Annotated in this window: 5 protein-coding genes; 3 read left to right on the top strand and 2 right to left on the bottom strand. The window is 69.1% G+C overall.

Translation table 11 applies throughout. The annotated features are described in order from the left end of the window. Positions 1-111: 111 nt before the first annotated feature. Complete coding sequence (locus BFF77_RS05105) at positions 112-1,029, bottom strand: class I SAM-dependent methyltransferase (protein WP_066944226.1); 918 nt, start codon at positions 1,027-1,029, stop codon at positions 112-114. Between the two features lie 186 nt (positions 1,030-1,215). Here BFF77_RS05105 and BFF77_RS05100 point away from each other — a divergent pair, with 186 nt between their 5' ends. Next, positions 1,216-1,722, top strand: coding sequence for a GtrA family protein (locus tag BFF77_RS05100; protein WP_079124846.1), 507 nt, complete (start codon positions 1,216-1,218; stop codon positions 1,720-1,722). Here BFF77_RS05100 and BFF77_RS05095 read toward each other — a convergent pair. After that, positions 1,685-3,667 carry a DUF8189 domain-containing protein gene (locus BFF77_RS05095; RefSeq protein ID WP_066944224.1) on the bottom strand — a complete coding sequence of 661 codons (1,983 nt, stop codon included), beginning with the start codon at positions 3,665-3,667 and terminating at the stop codon, positions 1,685-1,687. The two genes, BFF77_RS05100 and BFF77_RS05095, sit on opposite strands and share 38 nt — an antisense overlap. 200 nt (positions 3,668-3,867) lie before the next feature. On the opposite strand from BFF77_RS05095, the gene BFF77_RS05090 reads away from it, so the two are divergent. Further along, on the top strand, positions 3,868-13,566 hold the full coding sequence (locus tag BFF77_RS05090) for a polymorphic toxin-type HINT domain-containing protein (RefSeq protein WP_066944222.1): 9,699 nt from the start codon (positions 3,868-3,870) through the stop codon (positions 13,564-13,566). 11 nt (positions 13,567-13,577) lie between these two features. Next, positions 13,578-13,889 (top strand): hypothetical protein, encoded by a 312-nt coding sequence (locus tag BFF77_RS05085; RefSeq protein ID WP_066944220.1) that lies wholly within the window; start codon positions 13,578-13,580, stop codon positions 13,887-13,889. Positions 13,890-14,214: the final 325 nt, after the last annotated feature.

Genomic DNA, 14,214 nt, shown 5'->3' with positions numbered 1-14,214 from the left:
CCCGGCCGGCCGGGAGCGTGGGGGACCCGGAGGCGTACGGGTGCGAGACGACGCGCCTAACGTAAGTTGGTCCAGACCTTTCGTCAATAGCGCCCGGATCCAAGGGACTTGTCAGGCGCGCGCCCGGAGAAAGGCCGATGTGGAGACCCGGCCGAGCATCTCCAGCCGTGAGGTGCCGCTCGCGAGATGCTTGTCCGCGGCCTCCTTGACGCCCGGCCACTTCCCGTCGCCGAAGTCGTCGAGGACGACGATCCCGCCGGGAGCCACGATGTCCTCGGCCCACTCCAGATCGGCGAGCACGCCCTCGGCCGAGTGGTCGCCGTCCACGACGATCACGCCGTACTCGCGGTCGGAGACCGCGGCCCGTACCTCGGGATCGCCGGAGAAGCCCTGCTGGATCCGGGCCTCGGCGCCCGCACGGCCGCCCAGCAGGAGATTCTCGCGTACGACGTCCATCCGCACCGGTGTGCCGGTCGGGTCGGCGCCCATGCCCGCGCCGGGCTGGAGCTGGCTGCCCGCGAGCGGGTCGACGATCGTCAGCCGCGCCTCCTTGCCCGCGCGGTGCAGCATCCGCATCAGCGTGGCCGCGAAGACCCCGTGCAGGGTGCCGATCTCCAGGACGTCCTTGTTCGGCGGGTCGAGCAGCGGCACGGTGGCGAGCTTGCCGCAGATGTTGGCGGTGGAGCCGGCCAGCCGGCCCACGGCGAGGGCCTCCAGCGCGATCACATTGCGGAAGGCGATGGTGGCGTTGCGGCGCGCGACACCGCCCTCCTGGCCGCTCACCTTGGCGATCTGGCGCACCAGGGTGTTGAACGCGGCGGGCGTGAACACCCGGGGGCCGCTGCGCCCCATCTTGTCGAACAGCAGGCCGACCACGTACTGCTGATCACGCAGTTCCTTCATCTCGCGCTGAAGGGTTTCGACATCGGAGCGCAGGGAGGAGGACGACCGCTTGACGCGCTGATCCACTCGGGCCGCGACCGGACGGAGAATCCGCTTCGCCAGCCGGTTGCTCAGTAGGGATGACATGCGCGGAACGTACGCCGGTGCCTCCGTTTCCGGACCATCTGCGGATGCCGAAAAGGTGAAGTCTTGATGAGGCGGTGGTGGACGAAATGTGGAGGTGTGGCCACCGGCTCGCGCCGGACCGGTTGTGTCACACTCCTGAGGACCGGCGCGCGCCGGTCACTTCACTCGGGGAGAGCGCGTACGGAGATGACGGTCCGGGTCCAGCTCTTCAGATTCGCCCTGGTCGGGGTGGTGAACACCGGTACGTACTACGGGTGTTACCTGGCGCTGCTGAGCAGGCTGCCGTACGTCGTGTCCCATGTCGTGGCCTTCCTGCTGAGCATGGTCGGATCGTTCTTCCTGACCAGCCGCTTCACCTACCGGACGCGTCCCACCTGGCGGAAGTTCCTGCTCTTCCCGCTCACCAACGCCGCGAACTTCGTGATCACCACGAGCGGTGTCTATCTGCTGGTGGACGTTCTGCGGCTGGGCAGCCGTTACGCGCCGCTGATCGCTGCCGCCGCGGCCGTTCCGTTCACCTTTGTGGTCTCCCGTACGATCATGCTCCGCCCGGACCGGCACACACCGGACCCGGACCGGTCCGGCCGGCCGGAGCCGGGACAGGAGAAGAGGGCCGACCGCGTGGTCGCGGCCGGCCCTCCTGGTCCTCCGTGCGTCAGTTCGCCGGGGGAGCCGGCAGCGAACGGGCGGTGAAGGCGGGAGCCTCGGACCGCTTCGCCGCGCCGGAGGCCTCGGCCCGCTTCAGCGCGAAGTTCTGCTGGACCTGGTACACACGCGTCTGGTTGCTCACGGTGCGGAACGAGTAGGCCCAGGTCTGACCGGACGAGTTGCTGAAGGTGAACGCGGTCGGGTCGGTCGCGGCGGCCTCCTGGCTCGTCTGGACCCAGGCACGCCATGTGCCGCTGCCCTGCACCGCCTCACCGGTGCTGTAGACCGTGCCGTCGGTGCCGCGCACCACGACCTCGGTGATACCGGTCAGCGGGCTGATCACGGCGGCGGGTGAGCCGTCCGCCGTCACACCGTCGACCGTGCTCCACGCGTCGTAGGCGGAGCCCTCGCTGTCCTGGACGGTCGTGACGACCGTGCCCGTCGTGTCCGTGGCGAAGACGCGCAGACGGTAGCCCGGGTAGAGGATCACCGCCGGGGTGCCGGTGATGGCCCGCGTGCCCACCGTCGTCCAGGAGGAGAGGGTGCCGGGCTCCTTGAACAGCGCCGTGCTCAGCACACCCGCGGCGTTCTTGCCGAAGAGCTGGACGCCGTCGCGGACGGTGACCGCGGTGAGCGGTCCGGAGAAGCCGGTGCCGGAGAGCGGCGTCCAGCCCATGAAGTCCACATTGGCGCGCTGCTGGAGGCGGTACCAGGGAGCGCCCTTCGCGTCGACGGCGAACTGGACGAGCAGTCCTGACGGAGTCTTGGCGGTGACGGCGTGCTGGGCCATCGCGCCGGCCAGATCGATCCAGCTGCCCCAGTCGGCCGACGACTTGGCGGCCTGGTTGCGCTGCCAGACACTGCCTGTCGTGTTGTGCGCGGTCACCACGACCCGGCCGTCGGTGTGCTCGGCCAGCGACGGCTGTCCCGAGAACGCCTCGTTGCCGCCGATCGTCTCCCACTTGACGCCGTTGAAGTCCGACGGGTCCGTCTGGCGGCCGTACACCAGGAAGCCGAGGGCGTCGGTGTACGCGTACTCCAGGGAGCCGGTCGAGGACTGGAACACGCTGCCGCGGCTGCTCGGCTCCCGGGCCACGGTCGGCGACGCGGGCGTGTGGTTGGTGTCGATCCGGCAGATGTCGGGCGCCGTGGAGACCGTCGTGTACGCGTTGGCCCAGCCGCTGTTCGCCACCAGCTTGTTGTAGACCGGCCAGTCGCGGGTGTCCTCGTCGTAGCGGTAGTAGCGGACCTCGCCGTTCGCCTTGACGCGGAACATGGTGTCCGCGCCGTAGGTGGACATCGACTTCGTGTCGGTCCAGTCCGAGGCGGAGGCCAGGACATGGCGCTCCAGCCAGCGCTGGCTGGTCACGTCGTAGCGCGACCGGTAGATCTTGCCGTCGGCGGTGCGGCCGAAGAGCACGCCCTTGTCACCGGCGTAGATCGCCTCGTAGCGGTCCCATCCCATGTCGACGATCTTGCCGCCCGTGGCGGTGACGTCGGCGGCCGTGACGCTGTAGTGCCACCAGCGCAGGGCTCCCGTCTCGTCGAGCCCCCAGATGTAGCCGCCGCGGTCGATGGTGATCTCATCGGCCCGCTCGCCCGTGCGGTACTGGGTGAAACCCGTGGTGAGCTTCTTGTGGTGCACGTCCCAGGTGTTGCTCGCGGTGATCCGGTGGCTGTAGTACAGACCGTCCGACTTGATCCCGTAGAAGGTCGCTCCAGGACCGGCCATGAGCTTTCCGTAGCCGGTCCATCCGGTGTCGATGGTGGAGGCGGCGGGCAGCGTGTTGCCCGAGACCGGCGAAGGCATGTCCTGTCTCATCAGCTTGCCGGCCGAGTCGATGCCGTATGTCGCTCCGTTCGAGCCGCAGGTGACCGGAGCGGCGGCCTCGGCGGTGCCGGGAACCGCGGCGAGAAGAGGCAGAGAGGCGGCCACCGCCATGGCCAACGCCGTCCAACGTGCCGAGCTACGAGGCGAATTGAGAGTCATGCGTTGGACGCTAGGCGTCGCTGGGTGAACGGAGCGGTAGCGCTCGGGTGAACAAAAATCTTGAGCAGTCGACCACCAGGTGAATCTTCCGTTATCGACTCGACACATTCGTCATGCACTCATCATGATCTGAAGATCAATCACCTCGGCCCAGTGGGGGGACCGTGCCGGCGTACCGAAGGCTTGCGCAACGCTTCCTGATGACCCGTCTCCGGGGCGGCGGCTGGTTCAGGGCCATCGCCCTGGCGGCCGTCGGTGTGCTCACCGTCGGCACGCTCGCGGTCGCGGGAGCGGGCTTCCCGCTCTTCCCCGATCCGCTGCCCGGAGCCGAAGGGCCCGGTCAGCGCTGGGGCAGCGCCGAGGGACGTGACCATCTCGTCGCGGACAGGACCAATCGCCGTACCGGGACGTCGCTGCGTGAGAAGTACCCGCTGCGCGCCCAGGCGGTGAACAGGCCGGACAAGGGACGCAACACCGCCTCCGTCGGCACCCCGCCGGCCGCGGACGGCGAGGTGGCGGGCTTCGACCGCGGGACCAGCAAGGAGATCGTCTCCGAGCGCGGCGCGCGCAGCCGTACCTACGCCAACGCCGACGGCACCGAGACCACCGAGCTGTCCACCGTTCCCGTCAACTACAAGGACGACAGCGGCGCCTGGCGGCCCATCGATCCCTCGCTGGTCGAGTCGGACGCGGACGGCGGTGCCTTCTCCAACGCCTCCGACTCCGTGGACATCCGGATCGCGGACCGTGCCGACGCGGACCGGCTCGCCGCCCTCACCCTCCCTTCCGGCGAGACCTTCGCCTACGGGCTGGACGGCGCCGCCGCCGCCCGGGGCAGCGCGGACGGCGACCGGGTCAGCTACTCCGAGGTGCTGCCCGAGACCGATCTGTGGCTGGACTCGCGGGCGGGCGGAGTCAAGGAGACGCTGGTCCTGCGCTCCGCCGACGCTCCGACCGGCTTTGTCTTTCCCCTCCGGCTGACCGGACTGACCGCCCGGCCCGGCACCGCGGCCGACGGCGGCGAGGGCTCCGTCGTCCTCGCCGACGGCCAGGGCCGTACCAAGGCCGTCATCCCCGCCGGATTCATGGAGGACGCGGGGCGCGCCGTCTCCCACGCGGTCCGCTACGAACTGATCGAGCGGGACGGCGGCCAGGCGCTCCGGGTGAGCGTCGACCGTGACTGGCTCACCGATCCGGCGCGCGAGTTCCCCGTACGGGTCGATCCCTCGGTCGACACCACCAAGTCGTCCTCCTCCATGTACGTCACGAGCGGCGGAGCGGTCTCGGGCGCCGACGAACTGCACGTCGGCAGGGGCACGAACGGCTCCACCGCCTCCTACCTCGGCTTTCCCGGTCTTGAGACCAAGCTGAGGAACCACAACATCTTCGGCGCGCAGCTCCAGGTCGTGAACTACGACGCGGCCTCGTGCAAGCCGCGCTCCGTCTCCGTCCATCCGGTGACGCAGCCCTGGACGGTCGCGACCGGCGGCGCCTACCCGGGCCCCTCGGTCGGCGGTTCGCTCGCCTCCCGGTCCTTCGCGTACGGCTACATAGCCCTCGGCTCCTCGGCCACCAAGTGCCCGGCCGCCGGTGAGCTGTTCAACCTCGGCAAGGGCGGCCGTGACCTGGTGCAGCGCTGGGCGGACGGCACGCAGCCCAACTACGGCCTCTCCCTGCGGGCCTCGGCCTCCGACTCGCTCGGCTTCAAGAAGTTCACCGGTGACACCACCGCCAACCCGCCGACGCTGTTCGTCACGCACTCGCCGTACAACGCCTCGTACTCCTTCCCCAAGCCGGTGCCCGATCCGCCGGTCCTCCAGAACCAGGCGGGCAAGGTCAAGGTCACCGTCACCAACAAGGGCGCCGAGACCTGGACGTCGAGCGGCTACTACCTCGCCTACCGGGCCTACGACTCCAAGGGCAAGCTGGTCACGCAGCAGCGCGCGGCCAATGTCACGGGCCAGGTGGCCCACGGCGGGCGCATCACCTTCGACGCCACCATCAAGGCGCTGCCGCCGGGCACCTACATGCTCGACTTCACGATGGTGCGCACGGGCGGCAAGGTCTTCACCGACGAGCAGGTCCCGCCGGGGCGGCTGATCCTCCAGGTCTTCGACATCGCGCCGGTGGTCAAGGAGCAGTTCCCGCCGAACGGGTACCAGGCGCAGACGCTCACCCCGCAGCTCTGGGCGGCCGGTGTCGACATCGACGCGCCGCCCGGATCCTCGCTCCAGTACAAGTTCGAGATCTGCGAGGCGGACAAGGACAACAAGCCCGTCGCCTGCACCACCTCCGCCTATCAGCCGGGATCCGCGTATCCGGTGCCCGCCGGGCGGCTGAAGTGGGGTACGACGTATCTCTGGCGCGGCTTCGTCAAGGACGCGTCGAACGAGGTGCCGACCGCGCAGGTCGCGCTGATCGCCGCCGTCCCGCAGCCCGAGATCACCTCGCGGCTCGCCGGGGCCCAGGACAAGGAGTTCGACCCGAACGTCGGAAACTTCACCACGGCCGCGATCGACGCCTCCGTGGCCGGTGCGGGCCCGGACCTGACGCTCGTACGCACGTACAACAGCCTGGACCCGAGGCGTGACGCCGCCTTCGGCGCGGGCTGGTCGACGCGGTACGACATGAGGCTCACACCCGACGACGACGGGACGGGCAATGTCGTCATCCGCTACCCGGACGGCCAGGACGTCCGCTTCGGCAGGAACGCGGACGGTACGTTCGCCGCGGCGCCCGGACGTTTCGCCAAGCTGACCGCCGACGCCACGGCCGGAACGTACAAGCTCCAGGACAAGTCCGGCACGGTCTACGAGTTCAGCTCCTCCGGTCTGCTGACGAAGATCACCGATCCGTTCTCCACGGCCGTCACCTACACCTACTCCGGCGGGAAGATCTCCACCGCCGTCAACGCCCGCAGCGGCCGGTCCCTCACCTTCACCTGGACCGGCGCGCATGTCACCAAGGTGGCCACCAACGCCGTCGACGGCGCGGCGCTGAGCTGGACGTACACCTACACCGGGGACCGGCTCGACAAGGTGTGCGACCCGGCGGGCGGCTGCACCCAGTACGGCTACGGCGCGGGCAGCCACTACCGCTCCACCGTGCTTGACGCCCGTCCCGAGTCGTACTGGCGGCTCGGCGAGGACGAGGGCACGGCCACGAACAGCGCCGTCGAGGTCAATCTCGGCAAGGACCGCGGCACCTACACCGATGTCACGCTCGGCGCGGCCGGCGGAATCACCGGCGATCCCGGTACGGCCGTCACCTTCAACGGCACCAGCTCCCGGGTGGACCTGCCGTCCGGCACGCTCAAGAAGAGCCGTGACGCGGCGGTCGAGGTGTGGTTCAAGACCATCGCCTCCGGTGTCGGCGGCCCGCTCGTCGGCTACCAGAACAAGGCCTGGGGCACCGCGCCGACCGCCGGCGGCCCGCTGCTCTACGTCGGTACGGACGGAAAGCTGCGCGGCCAGTTCGCCACCGGCACCGTGGAGCCGATCACCGACATCACCAAGAACGTCAACGACGGCAAGTGGCACCACGCCGTGCTCTCCGTCTCCGGCTCCACCCAGAGCCTCTATCTGGACGGCAGGCTCTCCGGCACCCTGAGCGGCAAGCAGCTCACGCAGAACGATCTGACGTACAACCAGATCGGCGCCGCCCGTCCGGTCACCCCGGGCTCCTGGCCCGGCTGGGGCGCCACCGCTGCCAAGTCCTTCGCCGGCACCCTCGACGACGTCGCGGTCTACCACCATCCGCTGGGCTCGTCCGTGGTCGCGGGGCACTTCCGCGAGGGCGGACGCACCGCCGATCTGCTGACCTCCACGACGCTGCCCTCCGGCCGCGCCGCCTCCGAGGTCCGCTACGACACCTCGCGCGACCGCGTCGAGGAGTACACCGACCGCAACGGCGGCACCTGGAAGATCGGCTCGCCCGCGGTCTTCGGCGACGACCGGGACCTGCGGCGCACCATCGAGGTCCACGACCCGATGGACGCGCCGTACTTCTACGAGTACGACGGACTGACCGGCCAGATGCTCCGCTACGGCGAGCCGATGGCGCTGGGCGCCCGCGAGCCCGCCACGCCGTCCCCGTCGGACTCGCCCGGACCGCCCGAGGAGATCTGCACCCAGCCCGATCCGGGCGATCCCGCCTTCTGCACCAATCCGCCCGGTGACGGCGGCACCGAGCCGGACTTCATCCGGCATCCCGTCGACGGTGTGGCCATCCGTACGTTCGGCTACAACGACAAGGGCTACCAGGACGAGATCACCAGCGAGAACGGCGACACCGTCACGCTGGGCTACGACGACCGCGGCAATGTGACCAGCCGCAGGACGTGCCGGACCAAGGACGACTGCCAGACGTCGTACACCACCTATCCGACGCCGGCGGGTGACTTCGACCTGCGGGCCGACCAGCCCTCGGAGACGCGCGACGGCCGCTCCTCGGGGCCCACGGACAACCGTTTCCGCACCCAGTACCAGTACAACGACAAGGGCTCGCTGTCCCTCCAGACCTCTCCTGACGGAGGCACGGTCCGGCACACCTACACGATCGGTACAGAGCCCGCGGTCGACGGCGGCAACACGGCCACCGGCCTGCCGCTGACCACCACCGATCCGCTCGGGAAGATCACCCGCTACCGCTACTACAAGAGCGGCGACCTGGCGTGGCTGACCGAACCGTCGGGCATGGTCACGAAGTTCACCTATGACGCGCTGGGCCGCAAGCTCACCGAGACCAGCGTCTCGGACGCCCAGCCGGCCGGTGTCACCACGACCTTCGGCTACGACAAGCTCTCCCGGCTGGTCTCGGTCACCGATCCGGCCGCGACCAACGCCGTCACCACGGCCAGGCACCAGCAGAAGACGCTGACCACCTACGACGCCGACGGCAATGTGGTGCGCACCGAGGTCGGCGATCTGCTCGGCGGCGACGCCACACGCGTGATGGCCTTCGAGCTGGACGACCGCGGCCGTCCCGAGAAGGTCACCGACGCCGAGGGCGGCGAGACCTCGTACACCTACGACGTCTTCGGCAACAAGACCTCGATGGTCGACGCCAACGGCAACCACTTCGACTACACCTACACCGCGCGCAACATGCCCGCCGAGTCACGGCTGCGCGACTGGGAGGACGACGGGGGCGACGACGAGTCCACGGTGCTGTCGTCGTACGCGTACGACATGGCGGGCCGCGTCGCCCGCAACACCGACTCGATGGGCCGCACCGTCGTCTACGAGTACTTCGGCGACGACCTGGTCAAGTCCGTCACCCTCAAGGACTTCCACAACCCGGACGGCACCAAGCGCGATGTCGTCATCGAGAAGAACACGTACGACGGCGCCGGCAACGTCCTCACCGAGACCTCCGGCAACGGCAAGCTCGTCACGCAGTACACCTACGACCCCGTGGGCCGTACCCAGTCGACCGTCACCGATCCGGGCGGGGTGGCCCGCCGTACCACGGTGACCTACGACCTCGCCGGCAACGTGAAGAGCACGACCTCCGGCGGTCTGCCGTCCAATGTGCCCTGGCCGGTGAGCGTCAACCCGGAGACCGTCAGCTATGTCTACGACGACGCGGGCAACGCCACGCAGGAGACCGTCGAGAACGGCGCCCAGTCACGCACCACGAAGTACTCCTACGACCAGCGCGGTCTGACCACGTCCCAGACCGACGCGGGCGGCCGGATCACCCAGTACACCTATGACGAGCTGGGACGTCCGGCGGGCAGGATCGCGCCCGAGGTGATGACCGAGTCCGGCGGCGGCGCGCCCGTCGCCTCCCGGCCCACCGCCTTCACCGGCTACGACACCTTCGGCGCCGTGACCGACTCGATGGACGCGCTGGGCAACGTCAACCGCTCGACGTACGACCGGCTGGGCCGGGTGATCGCGGCCACCGCGCCGAGCTATCTCGCGCCCGGTACGGCCACTCCCGTCACGCCGACCGTCACCAGCACCTATGACGCGCTGGGCAATGTGACCGAGTCGACCGACTCGCTGGGCCGGGTGACGCGCTACGAGTACGACCGGCAGAACCGGCTGATGGCCAGGGACGAGCCCACGGGCAACGGCGACGACCGCGCCACCTGGTCGTACACCTACACCCGTACCGGCGAGGTGCTCTCGGTCACCGACCCGAACGGGGCCCGCGCCGAGACCACGTACGACGACATGGACCGGCCGCTCACCACCACCCAGATCGAGCGCAGGCCCGTACCCGGCGCGTTCACCACCCGCAACGAATACGACGACCTGGGCAATGTGGTCAGGCAGACCGCGCCGAGCGGCACGTTCAGCCAGTTCGCCTACGACGGGCTCGGCCAGATCACCCGGGTGACCGACGCGGCCGGTGTGACCACCCAGCTCGGCTACGACATCGCGGGCCGCGAGGTGCGCCGTACCGACGGCCTCGGACGCAGCTCGTCGAAGCTCTACGACGCGCTCGGCCAGCTGGTCCAGGACGCCGACCTGGACGCGACCAACAGCGAGCTGCGCAAGGTCGGTTACGGCTACGACCAGGCGGGCAACCTCACCACCGCGACCGACGCGCAGGGACGCCAGACGATCTACACGTACGACGCGCTGGACCGGCTGACCAGCCAGAGGGAACCGGTCACCGACACCAGGTCGATCACCACGTCCTTCGGCTACGACGCGCTCGGCAACCGCACGCGCTACACCGACGGCCGTGGCAACAGGACGGTCTACACGGTCAATTCGCTCGGTCTGCCCGAGTCCGTCGTCGAGCCGTCCACCGCCCGCGATCCGTCGGCCGCCGAGCGCACCTGGACGACGGCGTACGACGCGCTCGGCCAGCCGGTGAAGGTGAACGCGCCGGGCGGTGTCACCCGTGAACGGGAGTACGACAAGGCGGGCCGGCTGATCCGCGAGAGCGGCGCGGGCGCCGAGGTCGCCACCGCCGAGAAGAGGTACGGCTACGACGCGGCGGGCCGGCTCGTCAAGGCGTCCTCGCCCAAGGGCGACAACACGTACGCGTACAACGACCGCGGTCTGCTGCTGACGGCGAAGGGCCCGTCGGGCGAGGCCTCGTACGAGTACAACAACGACGGTCTGCTCACCGAGCGCACCGACGCCGCGGGAACGGCCGCCTTCACCTACGCGCGGCAGCAGCTCGCCACCGCCGACGATCCGCTCACCGGAGTGCGGCAGACCTACGACTACGACGGCTCCGGCGCCGTCGAGCGGGTCGACTACGGCTCCGGCCAGTCGCGCTCCTTCACCTACGACAAGCTCGGCCGGGTCGACACCGACACGGTGAAGAACAGCGGCGGTGCCCCGGTCGCCGCCACGGACTACGACTACGACACCAACGACCATCTCGTCGGCAAGACCACCACCGGAACGGCCAAGGCGGGCAAGAACACCTACGGCTACGACCAGGCCGGCCGGCTCACCTCCTGGACGGCGGACGGCGCGACGACGGAGTACGGCTGGGACGACAGCGGCAACCGCGTCAAGAACGGCGCCAAGACCGCCACCTTCGACGAGCGCAACCGGCTGCTGTCCGACGGCGACTACACCTATGACTACTCCTCGCGCGGCACACTCGCCTCCCGCACCAGCTCCGGGCTGGAGGAGGAGTTCACCTTCGACGCCTTCGACCGGCTGACGAAGGCGGGCGAGTCCGGCACCTCGTACAGCTACGACGCGCTGGACCGGGTCGCCGACCGCAACGGTGCGGACTTCACGTACGCCGGACTCGCGCCCGATCCGGTCAAGGACAACTCGGCCACCTACGGACGCGGAGCCGCCGACGAGCTGATGTCGGTCGCCGAGGGCGGCCCGGCGCAGCTCACCGTCTCCGACGAGCACGGCGACCTGGTCGGCGGGATGTCGCCCACCAACGGCGCGGCGTCGACGCTGTCCTCGTCCACGGCGTACGACCCGTTCGGCCAGACGATCGCCTCCTCCTCCGAGGAGGTGTCGGGCAACGCGGGCTTCCAGGGCGACTGGACCGACCCGGAGACCGACCAGGTCAACATGGGCGCGCGCTGGTACGACCCGGGCTCGGGCACCTTCGACTCCCGTGACGCGTACACCTACGCCTCGGGCGCGTCGATCCTCGCCAACCGGTACGCGTACGGCGCCGGCGCGCCGCTCGACTTCACCGACCCGGACGGCAACTGGCCGAGCTGCGGCTGGTGTTCGAGGACCTGGAACAAGGCCAAGAACAAGGTCAAGAACAACAAGTACGTCCGCATGGCGGTCAAGACCGCGAAGGCGGTATGGAACAGCGGCCCGGTGCGCCATGTGCGTTCCGTCGTCAGCCGGGCCCTGGAGGTGACCGGCAAGGTCGCCTCGTGGGTCTACCGGAAGTCGGGCGCGAAGACGGCCGTCAACGCGCTGGTGAGTGTGACCAGATGGGCAGGCAACAAACTGAGTTCGGCGGCCAGTTCGTCCTCCCAGTGGGTCAGGGAGAAAGCCGCCGAGGCCCAACGCCAGTACCGCGCGGCGAGAGCCGCCGTCACCCGCAAGGCCAAGTCGGCGGCGGCGTTCGTGGCCAAGCACAATCCGATCCCGCACATCGTGGCGGCTGCCGCACCGGTGATCGCCGTGGCCGCGGCGATCGTGACGGCCAATCCGAACCTGCCGGCGATCCTGGTCTCGGCCACGCGCAATGTCATCGCGGACGCCAGCCGGGCCGTCAACGATCTGCGCGCCCTGGCGGTCGCGACGACCGGTGTGGTCGTCGAGAGCGTCTCGAACGCCGTCGAATTCGCCGTCGACGCCGCTCCCGCGGTCTGGGACGGCGTGAAGGCGGTCGGGAATGTCGTCGGCGAGGTCACGGGCTTCAACGACATCAGGGACTGTGTGACCAAGGGCGACGCGGAGGCCTGTGCCTGGGCCGTCGCCACGGTGGCGGGCCTGGCCCTCGGCGGCGCGGGCGCGGGCCTGGTCCGCGCGGCGAAGGCCGGCCGGATGGTCGGGAAGGCCGCGAAGTACTCGGACGACATCGCGAAGGCGGCCGAGAAGCTCGACAAGGCCGAGAACGTCATCGACAAGGTCGAGACGGCGGTCAGCTGCGCGGAGACGGCGGGCTCGGTCGCCCAGGCCGCCGTCGCCCAGAGCTTTGTGCCCGGCACCGAGGTGGTGATGGCCGACGGCACCCGTAAACCGATCGAAAAGGTCGAAGCGGGCGACAAGGTCCTCGCCACCGACCCGACGACGGGCAGGACCTCGTCCCAGAAGGTCACCCGGACGATAGAGGGCAAGGGCCTCAAGCACCTCTTCAAGCTGACGGTCGACACCGACGGCGACAAGGGCGACGAGACCGCCGCCATCACCGCCACCAACGGCCACCCCTTCTGGGTCCCGGACCTCAAGAAGTGGCAGAAGGCCCAGGAGCTCAAGCCGGGCCAATGGCTCCAGACGGGCACCGGCACCCGGGTCCAGCTCAAGGCGGTCCAGTCCTGGACCCAGCGGGCGGCGGTCTACAACCTCACGGTTGACACGGCGCACACGTACTACGTCTCGGCGGGCGCCACGCCGGTCCTGGTCCACAACTGCGAGCCGGTAAAGCTCTATCGCTCGCCTCAGAAGGGCAACAGGGCCTCCGAGGCACGCGGGTTGAATCCCGCCAACCACACGGCGTATGACGCCAACGACAGAAGCTTTGCCTACCTGGCTGATTCGGAGTCCGTGGTCCGTAAGTACGCCGGCCAGGGCGTGTACGAAGACGGATACCATGTGTTCACAATGAAGCCCGAATTCGTGAATGAATTCCACCCGAGCTACTATCGCAAGTTCCACGACAATGACGGTGGATTGCAGTGGATCATCGAGGATCATGATTTCGAGGACTTCAATTCATTGATCGACCACGACAAGACTGAATGGGTTCCCTGGAAGAGGGGCGTGGACTTCTGAGATGGTGGAACATGATGGACGATGATCAGCTGTGGCGGCTCAGCGGTCTTCACCGGTTTCAGGTGGTGCGATGCGTTGTCACAGGGCACCGGGGACGGTTCGGTGTAGAGGTTTCGGTCACCGAACCGAGGTCCGACGCTCCGGCGTTCGTCGACTTCGTGAACCTCGACGACGGCGATGATCATCCGACGCCGGATGATTTCCCGCCGATCGGCACCAGCCTCGAAGCGGTGACACTGGACTTCGTGCCGGGAGGTGAACTGCGGCTGTCGGCGCGACCGTCGTCGGTCGCGCGCCAGCGGGAGCTCGAGGCGGAGAGCTGAACGTCGGGTCCGGGGCCACTGTCCTCCGCCATGAGTGAATCCGACCATCTGAGCAGCACCCCGACCGCCTACGACACCGTCGCCGTCGACTACGCCCGGTTCCTCAAGGATGAGCTGGATCGCGCAGCCGCTGGACTGTGACAAGCTCGGCGCGTTCGCCGAGCTTGTCACGGGCGACGACGGCGGGCCGGTGGATGATCTTGGTGTGGGCCCGGGTGGGTCACGGCGCATCTGGTACCCGACCACGTCGCCGGGCTGATGATCGGGGTCGGTCCAGCCGTGACCGCCAGGCCGGCTCCGGAGTCCGGCGACGTGGTCGGGTACC

Source organism: Streptomyces lushanensis, assembly GCF_001700515.1.
Lineage (GTDB): Bacteria > Actinomycetota > Actinomycetes > Streptomycetales > Streptomycetaceae > Streptomyces > Streptomyces lushanensis.
Note: the sequence above shows the minus strand (reverse complement) of the source record. Positions and strands in the feature narration are given on the sequence as shown.

Excerpts from the sequence above, each read along its gene's own strand:
- BFF77_RS05105 (WP_066944226.1), bottom strand. The coding sequence starts at position 1,029 with ATGTCATCCCTACTGAGCAACCGGCTGGCGAAGCGGATTCTCCGTCCG.
- BFF77_RS05100 (WP_079124846.1), top strand. The coding sequence starts at position 1,216 with ATGACGGTCCGGGTCCAGCTCTTCAGATTCGCCCTGGTCGGGGTGGTG.
- BFF77_RS05095 (WP_066944224.1), bottom strand. The coding sequence starts at position 3,667 with ATGACTCTCAATTCGCCTCGTAGCTCGGCACGTTGGACGGCGTTGGCC.
- BFF77_RS05090 (WP_066944222.1), top strand. The coding sequence starts at position 3,868 with ATGACCCGTCTCCGGGGCGGCGGCTGGTTCAGGGCCATCGCCCTGGCG.
- BFF77_RS05085 (WP_066944220.1), top strand. The coding sequence starts at position 13,578 with ATGATGGACGATGATCAGCTGTGGCGGCTCAGCGGTCTTCACCGGTTT.